Raw genomic sequence first — 19,572 nt, forward strand, 5'->3', positions numbered from 1 at the left:
TCAAGCCTCGAAGTCTCTTTAGTGGGCAAGGTAGGCCTCCAGACCGTGGCGACCGCCCTCGCGGCCGTAGCCCGACTCCTTGTACCCGCCGAACGGCGAGGTCGGGTCGAAGCGGTTGAACGTGTTCGCCCAGACCACACCGGCCCGCAGCTGGTTGGCCATCCAGAGGATCCGCGACCCCTTCTCGGTCCAGATCCCCGCGGACAGGCCGAACGGGGTGTTGTTGGCCTTCTCGACCGCCTCGGCCGGAGTACGGAACGTCAGCACCGACAGCACCGGGCCGAAGATCTCCTCGCGGGCGATCCGGTGCGCCTGCGAGACGCCGGTGAAGACCGTCGGCGGGAACCAGTAGCCGTTGGCCGGCAGCTCGCACTCCGGCGACCAGCGCTCGGCGCCCTCGTCCTCGCCGACCTGCGACAGCTCGCGGATCTTCGCCAGCTGAGCGGCTGAGTTGATCGCGCCGATGTCGGTGTTCTTGTCCAGCGGGTCGCCGACGCGCAGCGTGCCCATCCGGCGCTTCAGTCGCGCCAGCACCTCGTCGTACACGCTCTCCTGGACCAGCAGCCGTGAACCCGCGCAGCAGACATGGCCCTGGTTGAAGAAGATGCCGTTGACGATGCCCTCGATGGTCTGGTCGATCGGCGCGTCCTCGAAGACGATGTTCGCCGCCTTGCCGCCGAGCTCGAGCGTGACCGCCTTCTGCGTGCCCGCGACCGACTTCGCGATCGCCCGGCCGACCTCGGTCGACCCGGTGAACGCGACCTTGTCGACGTCCGGGTGCTCCACGAGGGCCTGACCGGTGCGGCCGGCGCCGGTGACGATGTTCACCACACCCGGCGGCAGATCGGCCTGCTGGCAGATCTCCGCGAACGCCAGCGCGGTCAGCGGCGTGGTCTCGGCCGGCTTGAGTACGACGGTGTTGCCCGCCGCCAGCGCCGGCGCGATCTTCCACGCCAGCATCAGCATCGGGAAGTTCCACGGGATCACCTGACCGGCGACACCCCACGGGCGCGGGTCCTCGCCGACACCGGCGTACTCCAGCTTGTCGGCCCAGCCCGCGTAGTAGAAGAAGTGCGCGGCGACCAACGGGATGTCGACGTCACGGGACTCGCGGATCGGCTTGCCGTTGTCCAGCGACTCCAGCACCGCCAGCTCCCGCGCGCGCTCCTGGATCAGCCGCGCGATCCGGAACAGGTACTTGGCCCGGTCCTTGCCGCTCATCGGCCCCCAGACCCGGTCGAAGGCGCGGCGCGCGGCCCGGACCGCCTTGTCGACGTCGGCCGGTCCGGCCTCGCTGACCTCGGCCAGCACCTCTTCCGAGGCCGGCGACACGGTCTTGAACGGCTTCCCGTCGGTCGCATCGACGAACTGCCCGTTGACGAAGAGCCCGTACGACGACTTGATGTCGACGATCGCCCGCGATTCCGGGGCCGGGGCGTACTCGAATCTGCTCATGCCCAATCAGTCCAGCGTGAAGTAGTCGGGGCCGGGATAGTGCCCGGTGGCCAGCTTGGTGCGTTGCATCAGCAGGTCGTTCAGCAGGCTGGAGGCACCGAAGCGGAACAGCTCCGGGTCCAGCCAGTCCGGTCCGGCCGACTCGTTGACGGTGACCAGGTACTTGATCGCGTCCTTCGCGGTCCGGATCCCGCCGGCCGGTTTGACGCCGATGTGCAGGCCGGTGGCCTCGTGGTAGTCGCGGACCGCCTCGAGCATTACCAGCGTGACCGGCAGCGTGGCTGCGGGGGACACCTTGCCGGTGGAGGTCTTGATGAAGTCCGCACCGGCCAGCATCGCCAGCCAGGACGCCCGCCGGACGTTGTCGTAGGTGACCAGCTCGCCGGTCTCCAGGATCACCTTCAGGTGCGCGTCGCCGGCCGCCTCGCGGATCGCGGCGATCTCGTCGAAGACCAGGCCGTACCGCCCGGACAGGAAGGCGCCGCGGTCGATCACCATGTCGACCTCGTCGGCGCCCGCGGCGACCGCGTCCTTGGTGTCCTGCACCTTGATCGCGAGGCTGGAACGCCCGCTGGGGAAGGCGGTCGCGACACTCGCGACGTTGATCCCCGAACCCTCCAGTTCGCGTTTCGCGGTGGCGACCAGGTCCGGGTACACACAGACCGCGGCGACCTGCGGTGTGGACGGGTCGGCCGGATCGGGCCGCCGAGCCTTCGCGCACAAGGCCCGCACCTTGCCGGGGGTGTCCTGCCCTTCCAGCGTGGTCAGGTCGATCATCCGGATCGCCAGGTCCAGCGCGTACTGCTTCGCGGTGGTCTTGATCGACCGGGTGCTCAGGGTGGCGGCGCGGGCCTCCGCCCCGACCTGGTCGACGCCCGGCAGCCCGAGCAGGAACCGGCGCAGCCGGTCCTCGGACGAGGTCACGTCGGCCAGTGTGTCGACGCCGCTGTCGAGTGTGGTCACGCTTGGGAGTCTAGTGCCGATCCGGGAGAGGTCGATCTGGAACAGCCCCCGGGCGCCGGTTAGTTTGTCCGGGTGAAGTCGAAATCGCCGGAGCGCGAGCAGTACCTGTCCGCCTCGAACCGGATCACCGGGGTCATCGTGCTGGTGATCGGGGCCCTCGGGCTGCTGGACATCCTGTTGGAGTGGCGGACCGCGTCCGGTCTGCTGGTGGCCAGTGTGATCGGGATGTTCATGGTGCTGGCGTACGTCGGCCTGATCCGCCCGTCGGTGACCCTCAGCCCCGAGGATCTGCTGCTGCGTAACCACCTGCGCGACCACCGGATCCCGTGGTCGAAGGTGACCGGCGTCGACGTGACCGACATCCTCCGGATCCACACCGACGAGGCCCGCTTCCGCGCGCCCGGCGTTCAGCTCGTCATGCGCGACCTGCGCAAGCAACGCGTCGGCGGCCGCAAACTCGGCGCCGACAACTCGATCTCGAAGGCGGACTTCGTCACCAACCGGATCGAGACCCATCAGGAGCAGTACGCCGAAAAGTCCCAAGGCGATGTGGAACACCAGTGGGCCGTCCCCGAACTGGCCGTCTTCGCAGTCCTCCTGGTCATCGCCGTGATCGCAGCCGCCGCCCGCTGACCCATCTCGGCGCAGTCGGGCCGTGAGCGGAACTGTGGGGTGAATCGCTGCGTCGGAGGGCTTGTTCGGCCCCGAATGAACCCCTGGACACTCCAGGATTGGGTCCGACAGGTCCCCAGACACACATTCGAGAGTGGAGCTCATGGTCAACCTCTCACGTTTCACCCTGCGTGGCGTGGCCACGGTCGGTGCCCTGGCAGCCCTCGCGGCCGCGGTGATGCCGAACGCCCAGGCTGCGCAGACCTCCGGCACTGCCGCCACCGGTGACACCGCCGCCGCGGCGGTCACCGCCGACCCGAAGCCGCTGCCGGAAGGCGTCGCGATCGCGATCGGCAACCCGCCGGCCGGTGACGGTCTGACGACGAAGTCGTCGACGCTGAACATCGTGCGCTACAACAAGCTGTACAAGACCGGCGCGATCCCGTCGTCGAAGTGCAAGCAGGCGAACGTCTCGCTGCGCACCTTCCAGGGTGTCGTTGCCTACGAGAACAACCTGTTCAAGTGCCTCTACGGGTCCTGGGCGCTGCCGCTGAAGCAGGCCGGTGCGGCGTACAAGGTGGCCCCGACGCTGGTCGTGCACAACAACCGCACGGTGAACTCCTACTGCGGTGCCGTCACCGACCGCGCGTTCTTCTGCGGGTACAACGGCAAGGCGTGGATCTACATCCCGGCGTACCAGATCATCAACTACTGGAAGCAGAGCCCGACGTTCGCTCAGGCCTACGCGACCTTCACGCTGTCCCACGAGTACGGCCACCACGTCCAGTGGCTGACCGGCATCCTGGGCGCGTCCTGGACCCGTCAGCGCGCCTTCAGCACGTACGCCGCGCAGCTCGAGGAGAGCCGTCGCCGTGAGCTGCAGGCGTCCTGCCTCGCCGGTGCCGTCGACGGTGCGAACAAGCGCAACTACCCGTTCAGCGGCCCGTTCATGGTCCAGTACAACTACCTGGTCCAGAACAGCGGTGACATCCAGGGCTACCCGCGCGACCACGGTTCGTTCAAGAACCACGCGTTCTGGGTGACCGCCGGCTTCAACGCGAAGCACACCTACACGGTGGCCGGCAACTGCAACACCTGGAACGCGTCGTCGGCCTACGTCGCCTGACCGGTTCCACGTAACTCGGCCGCCCGGTACGCGTTGGCGTACCGGGCGGCTGTTTCGTTTTGGCGACACCTGCACGATCCGCGATCGGATGGTTACTTGTTTCGGGTGTGCACGCCCTAGAGTTCTGAGTCGAGCGTCGAACGGCAGGAGTCAACGACAGTGAACTACGACGAGTTCAACACCGAGTACGCCAGGGTGCTGGACAAGATCAAGAGCGGCCGGAGCACCTGGTCGGAGCTGTCCGGGCACGTCACCCGGTTGCGGCAGGCGACCACGGGCATCACCAGCCCGGTGGAGCGCACCCAGATCGACCACGACCTCGCCGCGCTGAGCCAGATGGTCGACATGTCCCGGCGGACCAACGACAAGGAAGACGTCTGGACGATCACGTCCGAGGCGATCCGCCGGGCCAGCAGCCAGGAGGGCACGGTCGCGGACCGGATCGCCCGGATCGAGACGAGCATCGGCGAGATCTCCGCTCTGGCCGACCGGAACCCGGACGAGCGGGACGCGCTGATGCAGTCCACCAGCACGCTGCGCATCCTGCACGCCTCGCTGCAGAGCTCGCTGCGCGCCGAGGAAGCCGAAGCGGCCGCAGCCGCCCGCTGACCGCCACGGACACACCCGCCAGGTGTTCCGCGGCGGCAGCCGAACAATCAGTCAGATTCCCGCAGCGGCAGCCAGGTCGGTCTTGACGGCTGCCAATGCGGTCGCTGCCTGCGCACGGGCCGCTCCGACCCCCGTTGTGCCCCCCGTCGTGACCCCTGTCGTGACCCCTGTCGTGACCGGCACGACCACTTCGAGGTAGCACTTGAGCTTCGGCTCCGTACCCGACGGGCGCACGACCACCCGTGCGCCGTCGGACAGCGTGTAGCGCAGTCCCTCCGTCGGTGGCAGCGATTCCGATCCGAGGCTCAGGTCGTCGATCCGCTCCACGGTGTACGAACCGAGGGTCGTCGGCGGCGTCGCCCGCAGCCGGTCCATCGCCTGCGCGATCAGCGACAGGTCCTCGACCCGCACCGACAGCTGGTCCGTCGCGTGCAGACCGTGCTTGACCGCCAGGTCGTCCAGCAGGTCGACGAGGGTGCGCCCCGCGGCCTTTGCCTGCGCGGCCAGCTGCAGCACGCGGACGAGCGTCGACACGCCGTCCTTGTCCTTCACCGCCTCGGGGTCCACGCAGTACCCGAGCGCTTCCTCGTAACCGAACACCAGGTCCGGCACGCGCCCGATCCACTTGAACCCGGTCAGTGTCTCGACGTACCGGACGCCGTACGACGCGGCGATCTTGCCGAGCAGCGACGACGACACGATCGAGCACGCCGCGACACCGGCCGGCCGCGACGACAGCAGGAACTCACCGAGCAGCGCGCCGAGCTCGTCGCCGCGCAGCATCCGCCACCCGCCGTCGGCTGCGGCGTCAGGTACGGCGACCGCGCAACGATCGGCGTCCGGGTCGTTCGCGACCGCGAGGTCGGCGTCGATCTCGCGGGCCAGCTCGAGCGCCGCGTCGATCGCGCCCGGCTCCTCCGGGTTCGGGAACGCGACGGTCGGGAAGTCCGGGTCCGGGTCAGCCTGGGTGGCGACCACTCGTGGTGCGGCGAACCCGGCGCGCGCGACCGCGGCTTCGACAAGTGTCCGCCCGACGCCGTGCAGTGGCGTGTAGGCGACGTTCAGGTCCCGGGGCGCATCGGCGGGGACCAGCTCCGCGATGCGGTCCAGGTAGGCGTTCAGGAGCTCGTCACCGATGGTCTGCCAGTCGTCGCCACGCGGTACGCCCGCCAGCGGGCCGACCGCGGCGATGGCGGCCGCGATCTCGGCGTCGGCGGGCGGCACGATCTGCGAGCCGTCGCCCAGGTAGACCTTGTAGCCGTTGTCCTGCGGCGGGTTGTGGGACGCGGTCACGACCACGCCGGCGACCGCGTGCAGGTGCCTGATCCCGAAGGCAACCACCGGCGTCGGCGCCGGCCGGTCGAGCAGGACTGCGTCCAATCCGGCGCCGCGGATCACGGCGGCGGTGTCCTGGGCGAAGACATCGGACTTGTGGCGGGCGTCGTACCCGATCAGGACGGGTCCGTCGGTGCGGCCGGTGGCCTTCAGGTACGCCGCGAGTCCGGCGGCGGCCCGGATCACCACGACCCGGTTCATCCGGTTCGGCCCGGCGCCGACGGCACCGCGCAGGCCCGCCGTACCGAACTCCAGGGTGCCGGCGAAGCGATCGGCCAGCTCGGCGGTGTCCCCGGCCGCCAGCAGCTCGGTCAATTCGGCGCGGGTGTCGGGGTCCGGATCCTCCCGCAGCCAGGCTTCGGCGGCGGCCTTCACGTCATCGGTCACAGGGGCACTCTAGTGACTCGCCAACGACTTGCCAGTGACTCGCTGGTGACTCGCTAGTGCCCCGAGGACTGACAAGGCCTGGACCGGATGTCGGCCACGTAGTCGTCGGGCGCGCCGGCCGCCTCGGCGGCCTCGGCCAGGATGCCGAGGTAGCGGGCCGACGGGAGGCCGCCCTCGTAGGCGTTCAGCACGTACATCCAGGCCAGCTGCTCGCCGTCCAGGGTCTGCACCCGGACCTGGATCTTGCGGTAGATGCCCTGATCCACCCACTCCCACTCGTCCAGCCGCTCGACGTCCTTCGGATGGACGTCGTACAGCGCGACGAAGACCTGGTTGGACGGGTTGGCCGGATCCTCGACGACGGTGGCCATCGCGCCCTCCCAGCCGAGCTCCTCGCCGCCGAAGGTGAGCCGCCAGCCGGTGATCCAGCCGGTCCCGCGTAGGGGCGAGTAAGGGCACCGCTCGGCCATCAGGTTCGGGTCCAGATTCGACGCAAACGCGGCGTACAGGGTCACGAAATCAGAGGATACGGAAGAATGGCCTCCCGTGGCGCGAGTTGTGATCATCGGAGGCGGTCCCGGCGGGTACGAAGCGGCGAGTGCGGCCGCCCAGCTCGGGGCGGAGGTGACGGTCGTCGATTCCGACGGGATCGGCGGTTCCGGCGTGCGTACCGACGCGGTGCCGAGCAAGACCCTGATCGCCACGGCGGAGGTGATGACCGAGGTCGAGGAGGCCGGTGAGCTGGGCGTCCGGCTGGACGACGGCGACGACGACCCGGCGAACTCCGTCCGGGTCGATCTGTCCGTCGTGAACCGGCGGGTCAAGGCGCTGGCCGCCGCGCAGTCCGAGGGCATCAGCCGCCGGCTGGAGCGGGACAAGGTGCGCGTCATCGAGGGCCGCGGCCGGCTGGACGGGCCCGAGACCGTGGTCGTCGACGCGGCCGGCGGCGAGCAGCGGCTGGACGCCGACGTGGTCCTGATCGCCACCGGTGCAAGGCCTCGCGTGCTCAAGGGCTCCGAGCCGGACGGCGAGCGGATCCTGACCTGGGAGCAGGTCTACGAGCTGTCCGAGCTGCCCGAGCGGCTGATCGTGGTCGGGTCCGGCGTCACCGGTGCGGAGTTCGCCAGCGCGTACGACGCGCTCGGCAGCGACGTCGTCCTGGTGTCGTCCCGGGACCGGGTGCTGCCGGGGGAGGACGCCGACGCGGCTGCCGTCTTGGAGGACGTGTTCAAGCGCCGCGGTCTGACCGTGCTGAGCAAGTCCCGGGCCGAGTCGGTCAAGCGCCAGGGCGACGGCGTCGTGGTGACGCTCACCGACGGCCGGACGGTCGAGGGATCGCACGCGCTGCTCGCGGTCGGATCGCTGCCGAACACCGATGACATGAATCTTGTCGAGTCGGGCGTGTCGCTGACCGACGGCGGGTTCGTCCAGGTCGACAAGGTGTCGCGGACCACCGCCCGTGGCGTCTACGCGGCCGGCGACTGCACCGGCGTCCTGATGCTCGCCTCGGTGGCCGCGATGCAGGGCCGAATCGCAATGGCCCACGCGCTCGGCGACGCGGTCACGCCGCTGAACCAGTCGACGGTGTCCGCGAACGTCTTCACCGCACCCGAGATCGCCACCGTCGGGCTGACCCAGGCCGTCGTCGACGCCGGTGACACCACGGCACAGGTCGTCAAGGTGGCGCTGGCGGACAACGCCAGGGCGAAGATGCAGGGCGTCCGGGACGGCTTCGTGAAGCTCTTCTGCCTGCCCAACACCGGCATCGTGGTCGGCGGCGTGGTGGTCGCGCCGCGCGCCAGCGAACTGATCCACCCGATCTCGCTGGCCGTCGCCGCCCGGCTCACCGTCGACCAGGTCGCTCAGTCCTTCACCGTCTACCCGTCGATCTCCGGCTCGATCGCCGAAGCCGCGCGCCGGCTGCACCTGCGGCACTGACCTGACTGGACCGGCCGCGGTCACTGGCCTGGCCAAAAGTCGTCATGACGGCTACAAGCCAGGAGATCGTCTTGCTGTACCAGCGGCCCGGTGGCGAGGATCGCGCCCATGGCCTTCCTCCCTGTGCCGCTCGCGCGGCTGCTCCGACCTGCTCTGGCCGGTGTGCTCGCACCGCTCGCGTTGCTGCTGCCGGCGGTCAACGCACCGGCCGCTCAGGCCGCGCTGCGGGCCGCGGTCGACCCCGGTCTGACCGCGCGGCTCGCCGACGGGCCGAGCGACTTCTGGGTCCGGTTCGAGCGGCAGCCCGAGCTCACGGCAGCGGCCCGGATCACCGACTGGACCGAACGCGGCAAGGCGGTGGTCAGCGCGCTGCGGTCGACCGCCGAGCGGGATCAGGGGCCGGTGCTCAAGGCGCTGCGGTCGGCGCAGGCGGAGTACGTCTCGCTGTACATCGACAACTCGATCTACGTCCGCAACGGCAGCCGTGAGCTCGCGGAGCGGCTGGCGGCTGAGCCGGGCGTGGTCGCCCTCAAGACGCCGACGACGTACCCGTTGCCCAAGCCGGCGCGGGAGCAGCGGGCCGCCGCCACGAGCGGCGTGGAGTGGGGTGTCGCGGCGGTCCACGCGGACCAGGCCTGGGAGCGGTACGGCGCCACCGGGCAAGGCATCGTGGTCGGCAGCATCGACACCGGGGCGCAGTACGACCACCCGGCGCTGGTCTCGTCGTACCGCGGGAACAACGGCGACGGGACGTTCACGCACGACTACAACTGGTACGACCCGGCGGGAGTCTGTGCGGTCGCGGAGCCGTGTGACGAGATCGGCCACGGGACGCACACGATCGGGACGATGGTCGGCGACGATCGTGCGGGACAACGGATCGGTGTCGCGCCGGGCGCCCGCTGGATCTCGGCGAAGGGCTGTGAGGACTACTTCTGCAGCGATCTGTCGATGGCGCTCAGCGCGCAATGGATGCTGGCGCCGACCGAGCTCGACGGCTCGAACCCCGACCCGGCCAAGCGGCCGAACATCATCAACAACTCGTGGGGCGGTCCGCCCGGGAACCCGTGGTACCAGGAGTGGGTCCGGCAGTGGGTCGCGGCCGGGATCTTCCCGACGTTCTCGGCCGGCAACGAGGGGCCTGGTTGCTCGACCGCCGGCTCGCCGGGCGACTACCCGGAGTCGTACGCCGTCGGGGCTGTGGACGAGAACGGCGCCGTCGCGAGCTTCTCCTCCCGCGGCAACCCGCTGTCAGGCGATGTCAAGCCGGACATCGCCGCTCCCGGAGAGATGATCCGCTCCGCCTACCCCGGCAACAGGTACGTCTTCTTCAGCGGTACGTCGATGGCCGCCCCGCATGTCAGCGGCGCCGTCGCCGTCCTGTGGTCGGCCGCACCGGAGCTGGTCGGCGACGTGGCCCGGACTCGCGGCGTGCTGGATCGCTCCGCGCGCGACCACGACGACACGAGCTGTGGCGGGACCGCGGCCGACAACCATGTGTACGGCGAAGGCCTGCTCGACGTGCTCGCGGCGGTGGGCGCGGCACCACGTACCGGCGCCGGGCTGCTGACCGGCAAGGTCGTCGACGCGTCCGGTACGCCGATCGCCGGCGCGAGCCTGGCCGCCCCGGACAGCTCCACCGCGAAGACCGATGCCGACGGCAACTACGAGCTCTACCTGGACGCCGGGAATCATCGTGTCACCGTTCAGGCCTTCGGCTACGGCACGCAGTCCTACGACGCCACGATCTCGGCAAAGACCACGACAACCAAGGACTTCACGCTCGCGGTGACTCCCCGCGCGACCTTGAGCGGGCTGGTCCGCGACGGATCCGGCCACGGCTGGCCGTTGTACGCCAAGCTGACCGTCGACGGCGTGGCCGGAGCCTGGTACACCAAGCCCGCCACTGGCCGGTACGCGATCGATCTGCCGATCGGCGTGACCCACAAGCTGCACGTGCAGCCGCTGTACGGCGGGTACACCGACAGCACGGTGGACGTCGCGCTCGACGGCGACCTCGTGCGCGATGTCGCCGTGCCGATCGACAACCGCAAGTGCGTGGCCCCGGGCTACGGGACCGACTGCGCGAAGATCCCGGGCGGGCTCGTCCAAGGCACGGTCAAGGACGCGAACACCGGCCAGCCGGTGAACGACGCCAAGGTTACGGGCGCCGGGCAGACGGCGACCACGATCACCACCGCGGACGATCCCGGCCAGCCGGACGGTCTGTACTGGCTGTTCGTGCCGACCGGCTCCGGCAAGCTGCGGGCGACGATGCACGGCTACCAGGCGCAGCAGAAGACCGTCACGGTTCAGACGGACTGGGTCAAGTCGGTCAACTTCTCGCTGAAGGCCGGACGGCTGACGGTCAAGGACTCCGCGATCGAGGCGACCACGCGGCTCGGCAAGTCGGCGAAACGCAAGCTGACCATCACCAACGACGGCACTGCCGCGGCGACCTACTCGCTCGCCGATTCCCGGCGAGGGTTCGACTTGCAGTCGGCCGACGGTGTGGCGGGTCTGCGCGCTACCTCGGCGCCGCTGCGCCGGGAGCCGGTCCGGACGGAGCCTGGTCACACGTTGAGCGGGGTCGACGTCGGCAACGGCTCGACGGCCGCGGCGACCGGCGAGGCGCCCTCGCGATGGTGGATCCCGGTCTCGAACTACCCGACCCTGATCAGCGACAACGTCGCCGCGACCCATAACGGTCTGGTGTACTCCGTCGGCGGTGTGGAGTCCGGCCGGGCCTCGGCAGCGGCGTACGTCTACGAGCCGCAGAAGCTGAGCTGGCGACGGCTGGCGGACATGCCGGAAGGGCGGCGCAAGCCGGCGTCCGGGTTCGTCGACGGGAAGCTGTACCTGGTCGGAGGCTGGGGCCCGAAGGACACTCCGTCGGCGACAACGCTGATCTACGACGTGGCGACCGACCGCTGGCGCACCGGTGCCGCGAACCCCAAGCCGTGGGGTGCCGTCGGGTCCGCGGTCCTCGACGGCAAGGTGTACTCGGTCGGTGGCTGCATCGACGAGTGCCAGGTGGCGACAACGGACGTGACGGCGTACGACGTCGCACACGACCGCTTCGAAGTCCTGGCGCCGTACCCCGAACCGGCGTCGTGGGCGTCCTGCGGCGGCATCGACGGCAAGGTGTACTGCGCCGGCGGCCTCGGCGCCGACGACACCGGCAACGGTCCGCCGAGCACCAGGCACGCCTACGCCTACGATCCGGCGACGAACACCTGGTCGCGGGTCGCGGATCTGCCGCTCGACCTGTGGGCGAGCAGCTATGCGGTCGCCGGCGGCACCCTCGCGGTGACCGGCGGGATCGCGCTCGACTCGACCGTCCGCACCAATGAGGCGTTTTCCTACAACCCCCGCACGGACGTGTGGTCGCCGCTGCCGAACACCACGAATGCCCTCTACCGCGGGGCCGCGGCCTGCGGCCTGTTCCGGGTCGGAGGCCTGCTTGACGCCCGTCAGGTGGCGTACGCCGAGCAGTTGCCTGGCCACGACGGCTGCGCCGAGTCCGGGACCGACGCGCAGTGGCTGAGCGAATCCATCACCAGCGGCACGCTGGCCCCCGGGCAGAGTGTGACGGTCACGCTGACGATGAACTCCCAGGAGCTCTCGCAACCCGGTACCTACCGGGCGGGGCTCGCGGTCCGCGGCGGTACGCCGTACGCCGTGACGTCGGTCGACGTGGCGCTGGTGGCGCAGGCGCCGCCGAACTGGGTGCGGCTGTCCGGGACCGTCACCGGGAAAGCGTGTGACGGCACCAGCTCGGCGCTGGCCGGCGCGGTGGTGGCGCTCGACAACCGGGCGGGTTCGTGGACGTTGAGCACCGGGCCCGACGGCGGATACGCGGTCTGGCTGCCGGGCGGTGGAAAGGTGCGGGTCGTCGTTGCGGCCAACGATTTCCGGCCGGTTTCCGTCGATGTCGCACTCCGGCCGGGGAAGGCGGTCGAACTGCCGATCACGCTTCAGCGCCTGCACTGCTGATCCGCGCACAACTTCGGCTCCGCGCGGTGCATCGAGTTAGGTATGAAGACACGGAAGACACTGAACCGCGGAGCCGCGGCAGCGGCTTCCGCCGTGCTCCTCGGCAGCCTGGCCCTGACCGCACCGGCCACGGCCACCACGACGGAAACGACGGCGACCGCCGCCGCCTGCAGCATCAATGTCGGTTCGGTCACCGCGGCCGGCGATATCGCGAACACCGCGGTCACCGCCGGCTCGCCGATCACGGTCAAGCGCAGCAAAGGCCCGCACATGTTCGCGCCGGGTGTGGCGAAGGTCGCCACGACCTGGACCACGACCGTCGGCGTCGCGGGGGACACTACGACGTACGGCAGCGTGATCCTGAACGCGACGCTCTACGACGGCGCGTACGGGTACCGCTCCACCGGTGAGCCGTTCACCGAGCTGACGTCGCGCGGTGGCGGGTACAACGGTTACAAGGCGATCGAGCAGTCGTTCTACTGGGGCAAGACGAACCGTGGCGCCGAGTACCGGCTGCGCGGCGACGGCGTGCTCTACCGGTACGTGCCGGACACCCGGACGATGTCTCGCTGGCCGGGGTACTCAGCGGTGAAGACGATGGCGCTGATCAGCGAGACGGCGACGTACGACACCTTCCTCGCCAACACCTACGGCGGGGCGCTGTACACGATCCGCATCCCGGTGACCGGTCAGCCGGTCGTCAAGAAGGTGCGGACCAGGACCTGGCAGGGCTTCGAGTACCTGGTTGCGGAGAAGTGCGGCGTCCAGAGCACGCTGCTCGTCGGCGTCGACAAGGACGCCAAGGCGGCGTACCTGTACGCCGTTGGTCACGCCAACGGTGCGACGACACTGATCCAGGGGCTCGGGAAGATCCCCGGCGAGTTCGCGGATCCGGTCCACTACCTGCACACCGCCGAGGGGAACGCTCCGTTGTTCGGCGAGTGAACCGGCAAGGCCCCGGTGACCAGTTGGTCGCCGGGGCCTCGTCGTTCGCTACGGGTCAGAAGTCCCCGCCGAAGTCGCCACCGAAGTCGCCGCCGTCGAACGGGTTGAAGTCGCCCCCGCCGTCGCCACCGAAGTCTCCGCCGTCGCCGCCGCCGTCGGCCATGCCGTCCTCGTAGCCGGCCGCGTAGTCGCCGTACCCGCCGCCGGCGAACATGCCGCCGAGCGCGGTGCCGATGAACATACCGGTCAGCACACCGCCGACGCCGCCGAACAGACCCTGCGCGTACGGCGAGTAGGCCGGGCCGGCCTCCCAGTACGGAACCCGCTGCGGGCCGACCATCACCTTGCGGACGTCCGGCTCGGCGCCGGCGCGGACCCGCTCGGCGTCGGCGGCGCAGGCCGGCACCTCGCGCGGCGCACCGCCGGGCGGCGCCCACTCCACGTCGACCACGGACGGACCGTGCTGCGGGTTGAAGAAGCAGGCCGGGCGGCGCTGCGGCAACGGCTCGCCGGCGACCCGGGCCTTCACACAGGCCGCGGCGTAGCGGCCGTCCTCGAGGATCTCGATCACGTGCTTGATCTGGTCGGCCTGGGTGACCTGACCGATCGCCTGCTTGGCGGACTCGTAGGAGTCCAGGGCGCGCTGGTAGTCCTGGCGCGCACCGTCGCCGAGGTCCTTGCCGACCATTTCCAGGTCGAGGTCCTGCAGCTCCTCGCCGAAGCGCGTGATGTCCTCGTCCGCGGTCTTCTTGACCGCTTCGAGTTCGGCCGCGGTGATCTCGTGCTGCTTCTGGTTCTGCAGCTGGGTCCGGCGGTACGAGCGGTACGCCAGGACTGCGATCACCACGACGGCGATGAGCAGGATGAATTCCATGTCGGGCCTCTCTCGGGGGCTCTTTGGTCAGAGCCTATCCAATCCCGCAAGCGCGAACACTCGCCACGCACGGTGACGAAATCCGCGGAAAGCGGTCACCGGCGACGCATAATCGAGACGCGCGCCGCCCAGCGCCGACCGACCTCCGCCGGAAGGCTGTTCATGGGCAAGACCGCGCGACTCCTGCAGGTGTTCGGGCCGATCGTGTTGACGGCGGCCGCACTGGTTCCGGTGCCGCAGGACGACCGATCCGACCAGTCCTATCAGGAGATTCCACTCGACGGCCCCGCGGTCCAGGCGCGCACCGAGCCGTACGCGATGGTCGGCGTCACCTGGCCGGCCGGGGTGCGGGACGTGACGGCGAAGGTCCGGGTCGAGCACGACGGCCGCTGGACCGACTGGCAGCCGCTGCAGGTGGACGACGATCACGGGCCGGATCCATCGGCTCCCGAAGCAACTGGGCGCGAAGGAACCGGGCGGGGTGGCACCGAGCCGTTGTGGGTCGGTAATGCGACCGGCGTCCAGGCCAGGGTGGTGACTGCTACGGGTGCTGTCGTACCGGGGGCGCGCGTCGTGCTGATCCGGCCGGGGGTGCTGTCCACTGACGCGGAAGCGGACACGGGTGATCTGGGCGGTGGCGTTGCGGCGACGGCCAGTAGGGCGCCGTACCCGATGCCGTTGATGGTGAGCCGCAAGCGCTGGGGCGCGGATGAGCGACTGCGTGCGCACAGCGGCGCGGATTGCGTGCCGCCGAAGTACACCACCACTGTGCTGGCGGCGTTCGTCCACCACACCGCCGATCGCAACGACTATTCGCGCACCGACGTCCCCGCCATGGTCCGGGCGATGTACGCCTACCACGTGAAAAGCCGCGGCTGGTGCGACCTCGGGTACAACTTCCTCGTCGACCGCTTCGGCCGCGTCTTCGAGGGCCGGTACGGCGGTGCGCAACTGCCGGTGCTCGGCGCGCACACCGCGTCGTACAACGCGAACTCGTTCGGTGTCGCGGTGATCGGGAACTTCGAGCAGACCGCGCCACCGCCGGCGATGCTGGAGGCAACGGCGCGAGTGATCGCCTGGAAGCTGGACGCCAACTACCGCTCACCGCTGGGCACTGTCGTGCTCGCCGGAAACAGTCTGCACACGGTTTCCGGGCACCGTGACACGAAGCCGACCGCCTGCCCGGGAACCCAGCTGTACAAGCAACTCGGCTGGTTGAAGCAGCGCGTGAACACGTTGATGGGCGGGAGCTTCTCGACCCCGATCTACGCGGCGGCGCGGAAACTCGGTTTCCGAAACATCGGCCAGCCGTTCTGGGGTGAGCATCCGACCCGGACCGGCTGGGCGACGTACTTCAGCACCCGCGACTTCTTTTATTCCGTTGCCAGTGGCACCCATTCCACGGCCGGCGTGTTCCGGACCAGGTTCCGTCGGCTCGGGGCGGGCAGCGCACGGCTCGGGTTGCCGATCACGGAGGCCTATCAGGCCCCGGGTGGCGTGCGGCAGAAGTTCCAGCGCGGCTGGCTGGTGTGGGACCGCCGCGACCGCCAGGTTCACGTCGTCTACGGGAGAGCCACATGAGGAAGCGCGCGATCGCCGCCGTCGTCCTGTCGTCCGCGATGATCAGCACGAGCGCCCAAGCCCGCGACGTCGCGCCGGCCGCGGCGCCGGACACGACGATCATGGGCCGCGGCTTCGGGCACGGCCGTGGACTGTCGCAGTACGGCGCCCAAGGTGCCGCCCTGGCCGGGAAATCGGCGCAGCAGATCCTCGACTTCTACTACCCGGGCACGACCACCGGGAAGGAAGCGGGCAGCATCCGGGTCCGGATCACCGCCGACACCACCGACGGCGTCCGGGTCGGCGCGGTCAGCGGACTGGCGGTCCGCTCGACGGCCACCGGCAAGGTCTATCCCTTGCCTCGGGCCACAACCATCAACCAGTGGTCGATCGACCCGAACGGCGAACACGGGACCAGGCTCAGTTCGTACAACGCGACCACCAGGAAATGGACGCTCTACAAGACGTTCACCGGTATGGCGCAGTTCGAGGGCGCGGCCGTGATCGGACTGGTGCTGCCGAGCGGCGCAGTACGCCGGTACCGCGGTGTGCTGCGCGCGGTCGACGTCTCCGGGGCGCATCTGGACACGGTCAACGTCCTGCCGCTCGAGCATTACCTGCGCGGCGTCGTACCGCGAGAATCGATTTCGAGCTGGCGTTCGGCCGCACTGCAGGCGCAGGCCGTCGCCGCGCGCACCTACTCGGTCTTTCACCGGGCCCGCGCGACGGGTAGGGCGTACGACCTGTGTGACACGACGTCCTGCCAGGTGTACGGCGGGTACGACGACGAGAAGACGTCGACGAACAACGCGATCGCGGCGACCGCTGGGCAGGTCCGGTTGTACCGCGGGAAGCCGATCATCGCCGAGTACTCCTCGTCGAACGGCGGCGCGACGGCGGCCGGCGAGGTGCCGTACCAGCTCCTGAAACCCGACAGCTGGGACGCGTACCCGAACAACGGCAACCCGAACGTGGCCTGGACGGTGACCCGCACGGCCGCCGAGCTGGAGGCCGTCTTCGATGTCGGGTCGATCCGCTACGTGCGGGTGCTGAAGCGGACCGGCGTCGGCCCGGATGGTGGCCGGGCGCTCACCGTGGAGGCGTCCGGGTCGCGCGGCAAGCGCGTGCTGACCGCGGACCAGGTCCGGATCCGGCTCCATCTCAAGTCCGCGTGGATCAGCTTCCCGGCCCGCATTTCCTGATATATCAACTTATCCTTCGCAGCTGCCTGACGGCTGAGCCATTGACGCGGAGTCCGTGCGCCAGTTAGAACGTGACATCGCTGTCAAACCGCCCAGGAGGAGCAGGTCGATGCGCAGGAGAATTGGTATATCAACCAGGTTGGCCGCGGGTGTCCTCGCGGTCGCCGTGCTCGGTTCGCTGAACACGGGCCCCGCCAGCGCCGGCGAGGAGGCCGGCGCCGACCGGACCGCGGCCGCCCGGGCGCGTGCGTCGTACGAGGCGATCAACACCTACTTCGACGCGGGCAAGGGCCTGCTGCTCGAGGAGTACCCGAACACCCACGACAACCCGTATTCCTACGTCTGGCCGTACTCCCAGGCGGCGATCGCGGCCGAGGACCTGGCGGTCGTTCCGGGCGCGGGCCGGGCCGGTTCCCGGGAGGCCGACCGGCGGTTGGCGGCGTACGAGTTCTACTGGAACTCCGGCACGACGCCGACCGGGTACGACTCGTACGTGCGGCCGCCGAACGGCCAGGGCGGCGACAAGTTCTACGACGACAACGAGTGGATCGGCCTTCAGTTGATCCAGCGGTACAAGCGGACTGGTGACCGCGCTGCACTCGCCCGCGCCAAGGAGATCTTCACGCTCGTCGTGCACGGCTGGGACACTGACCCGACGCACCCGTGCGCCGGTGGCGTGTACTGGACCCAGGCGCCGTGGAGCCAGGACCGCAACACCGTGTCGAACGGTCCGGGCGCGGAGCTCGGCGCACACCTGTACCTGCTGACGCGCGACAAGTCGTACCTGACCTGGGCGCAGAAGATGTACGAGTGGACGCAGGGCTGCCTGCTCGCGCCGAACGGTCTGTACTGGGACCACATCGACCTGGCCGGCAACATCGAGAAGACCCAGTGGAGTTACAACCAGGGCGTGATGCTCGGTGCGGGCGTCCTGCTCTACAAGGCAACGGGCAACGTCCAGTACCTGAAGGACGCTAAGTCGGTCGCCGAGGCGTCGCTGGCGTTCTACAACAACCCCGAGATCCTGGCCAGGAACGGTGCCGCGTTCAACTCGATCTGGTTCAAGAACCTGCTGATCCTGGACTCGGTCGCCCCGGACCCGCGCTACCGCCAGGCGATGAAGGCCTACGCGGACTACACCTGGGAGACCAACCGCGACCCCGCCACCAACCTGCACAACTTCCGTGACGGCTCGGTGGAGCTCCTGCAGCAGTCCGGTATCACCCAGGTCTACGCCCTGCTGGCCTGGCCACGCTCGAAGTACCACCTGCTCGCCTGATCACCGCGACACAGCACAGCGGGCCCTCCCGGTCGATCCGGGAGGGCCCGCTGTCTGTCGGAGGTGTCAGGCGGCCGAGGTCGCGGACTTGATCTCGACCGGCGTCTTCGGGGCGCCGTCGTCCGGGCCGTTCTGCGGGTCGACACCGGCCTCGGCGACCTTGTCGATCAGCTTCAGCCCGGCCTCGTCGATCGTCCCGAAGGCCGTGTACTGCGGCGTCAGCCCGGACGCGTCGCCGTACACGATGAAAAACTGGCTGCCGTTGGTGTTCGGGCCCGAGTTCGCCATCGCGAGCGTGCTGCGGCCGTACTTCAGCGTCGGGAACACCTCGTCCGCGAAGCTGTACCCCGGCCCGCCGGAGCCGGTGCCGGTCGGGTCGCCGCACTGCAGCACCTGCAGACCGGCGCCGGTCGTCAGCCGGTGACACTTGGTGTCGTCGAAGTACTTCTGACTGACCAGGCTGAGAAAATTCTTCACGGTGCACGGCGCGAGCGCGCTGTCCAGCGTCAGCTGCAGCTCGCCGATCGAGGTGTTCAGGTCGACCTTCGAAGTCCCCGACGCCTTGGTCTCGCCGTCGGCGGGCGGGTTCACCTTCTTGGCCGCGGGCTCGGAGGACTTCTTGTACGTGCAGTTCACCTCGGCCGGCAACGGCGTCGCCCGGGTCGGGGCAGGCGCGAGCGGCACCGTACTCGCAGCCGGCTCGTCGTCACCGCCCACTCCGAACACCAGGAAGGCCCCGACAACCACCACGACCACCAACGCGATCGTGGTCACGGTAATCCCCACATTCCGCCGCTGCCGCCGCCGCTCGGCCTCCCGCTCGGCCTGCCGCTTCGCCTTCCGCGCCGCCAGCTGCTGCTGATGGGTCTTCTTGGACATGCAGTAACCCTCCTCACCGAATACCTGCACGGAACCTACAGCGAAAACCTGAGAACTGTCTGTTAACCACCGCCACGACCATGCCGCCGCCATCAACCACACACCCACCACACACTCACGACCCGCCCACCACACATTCACGACCAGCCCACCACCCGCCCACCACGCCCGCCACCCGCCCGCCACACGCCCGCCACACGCCCGCCACCCGCCCGCCACCCGCCCGCCACCCGCCCGCCACACGCCCGCCACCCGCCCGCCACCCGCCCACCACCCGCCCACCACCCGCCCACCACCCGCGCCGACCGGCTCCGCGGACGTGTTGGCGCGGCAGCTGCCGGGGGGTGTGAACAGGTCGCGGTGGGTGTGGACCCGTTATTTCCTGTCCGAGCCCCCCGCATGCTGTCGTACC

15 protein-coding genes are annotated in these 19,572 nt (G+C 69.5%); 9 read left to right on the forward strand and 6 right to left on the reverse strand.

Going from position 1 to position 19,572, the window contains the following annotated elements; genetic code table 11:
- Window positions 1-18 precede the first annotated feature (18 nt).
- Both AB0B82_RS11290 and deoC read right to left on the reverse strand, forming a co-directional pair.
- Window positions 19-1,455 (reverse strand): aldehyde dehydrogenase family protein, encoded by a 1,437-nt coding sequence (locus AB0B82_RS11290; RefSeq protein ID WP_360165190.1) that lies wholly within the window; start codon window positions 1,453-1,455, stop codon window positions 19-21.
- A gap of 6 nt (window positions 1,456-1,461) precedes the next feature.
- Window positions 1,462-2,418, reverse strand: a complete 957-nt coding sequence (gene deoC, locus AB0B82_RS11295) for a deoxyribose-phosphate aldolase (protein WP_360165193.1) — start codon at window positions 2,416-2,418, stop codon at window positions 1,462-1,464.
- Window positions 2,419-2,490: 72 nt separating this feature from the next.
- Here deoC and AB0B82_RS11300 point away from each other — a divergent pair, with 72 nt between their 5' ends.
- From AB0B82_RS11300 to AB0B82_RS11310, 3 genes are all read left to right on the forward strand, one after another.
- Entirely contained in the window at window positions 2,491-3,051 is a 561-nt protein-coding gene (locus AB0B82_RS11300) for a PH domain-containing protein (RefSeq protein WP_360165196.1), read from the forward strand.
- A 175-nt stretch (window positions 3,052-3,226) separates the two neighbouring features.
- Window positions 3,227-4,156: a neutral zinc metallopeptidase gene (locus tag AB0B82_RS11305; protein WP_360165199.1), complete on the forward strand. Its 930-nt coding sequence runs from the start codon at window positions 3,227-3,229 to the stop codon at window positions 4,154-4,156.
- Between the two features lie 159 nt (window positions 4,157-4,315).
- Window positions 4,316-4,765, forward strand: a complete 450-nt coding sequence (locus tag AB0B82_RS11310) for a hypothetical protein (RefSeq protein ID WP_360165202.1) — start codon at window positions 4,316-4,318, stop codon at window positions 4,763-4,765.
- Between the two features lie 51 nt (window positions 4,766-4,816).
- On the opposite strand, the gene AB0B82_RS11315 is transcribed toward AB0B82_RS11310, so the two are convergent.
- Both AB0B82_RS11315 and AB0B82_RS11320 read right to left on the reverse strand, forming a co-directional pair.
- Window positions 4,817-6,487, reverse strand: a complete 1,671-nt coding sequence (locus AB0B82_RS11315; protein WP_360165205.1) for a phospho-sugar mutase — start codon at window positions 6,485-6,487, stop codon at window positions 4,817-4,819.
- Window positions 6,488-6,540: 53 nt separating this feature from the next.
- Window positions 6,541-7,002: a gamma-glutamylcyclotransferase gene (locus AB0B82_RS11320; RefSeq protein WP_360165208.1), complete on the reverse strand. Its 462-nt coding sequence runs from the start codon at window positions 7,000-7,002 to the stop codon at window positions 6,541-6,543.
- A gap of 31 nt (window positions 7,003-7,033) precedes the next feature.
- Here AB0B82_RS11320 and AB0B82_RS11325 point away from each other — a divergent pair, with 31 nt between their 5' ends.
- From AB0B82_RS11325 to AB0B82_RS11335, 3 genes are all read left to right on the forward strand, one after another.
- A complete protein-coding gene (locus tag AB0B82_RS11325; RefSeq protein WP_360165211.1) occupies window positions 7,034-8,425 on the forward strand; it encodes an NAD(P)H-quinone dehydrogenase in 1,392 nt (463 codons plus the stop codon).
- Window positions 8,426-8,533: 108 nt separating this feature from the next.
- Complete coding sequence (locus AB0B82_RS11330) at window positions 8,534-12,421, forward strand: S8 family serine peptidase (protein WP_360165214.1); 3,888 nt, start codon at window positions 8,534-8,536, stop codon at window positions 12,419-12,421.
- A gap of 42 nt (window positions 12,422-12,463) precedes the next feature.
- The gene (locus tag AB0B82_RS11335; RefSeq protein WP_360165217.1) at window positions 12,464-13,366 is read left to right on the forward strand and encodes a hypothetical protein; all 903 of its coding nucleotides are present in this window, start codon (window positions 12,464-12,466) and stop codon (window positions 13,364-13,366) included.
- A 55-nt stretch (window positions 13,367-13,421) separates the two neighbouring features.
- Here the strand turns inward: AB0B82_RS11335 and AB0B82_RS11340 are convergent, their stop codons facing one another.
- Window positions 13,422-14,240, reverse strand: coding sequence for a hypothetical protein (locus tag AB0B82_RS11340; protein WP_360165220.1), 819 nt, complete (start codon window positions 14,238-14,240; stop codon window positions 13,422-13,424).
- A gap of 162 nt (window positions 14,241-14,402) precedes the next feature.
- On the opposite strand from AB0B82_RS11340, the gene AB0B82_RS11345 reads away from it, so the two are divergent.
- From AB0B82_RS11345 to AB0B82_RS11355, 3 genes are all read left to right on the forward strand, one after another.
- Window positions 14,403-15,821, forward strand: coding sequence for a peptidoglycan recognition protein (locus tag AB0B82_RS11345; protein WP_360165223.1), 1,419 nt, complete (start codon window positions 14,403-14,405; stop codon window positions 15,819-15,821).
- Window positions 15,818-17,002: a SpoIID/LytB domain-containing protein gene (locus AB0B82_RS11350; protein WP_360165226.1), complete on the forward strand. Its 1,185-nt coding sequence runs from the start codon at window positions 15,818-15,820 to the stop codon at window positions 17,000-17,002. Before AB0B82_RS11345 ends, AB0B82_RS11350 begins: the two co-directional genes overlap by 4 nt.
- A gap of 139 nt (window positions 17,003-17,141) precedes the next feature.
- Window positions 17,142-18,281 (forward strand): glycoside hydrolase family 76 protein, encoded by a 1,140-nt coding sequence (locus AB0B82_RS11355; protein WP_360165229.1) that lies wholly within the window; start codon window positions 17,142-17,144, stop codon window positions 18,279-18,281.
- Between the two features lie 66 nt (window positions 18,282-18,347).
- Here AB0B82_RS11355 and AB0B82_RS11360 read toward each other — a convergent pair whose 3' ends face one another.
- Window positions 18,348-19,160, reverse strand: a complete 813-nt coding sequence (locus AB0B82_RS11360) for a peptidylprolyl isomerase (RefSeq protein ID WP_360165232.1) — start codon at window positions 19,158-19,160, stop codon at window positions 18,348-18,350.
- Window positions 19,161-19,572 lie beyond the last annotated feature (412 nt).

Source organism: Kribbella sp. NPDC048915, from assembly GCF_040649595.1.
Taxonomy (GTDB): domain Bacteria; phylum Actinomycetota; class Actinomycetes; order Propionibacteriales; family Kribbellaceae; genus Kribbella.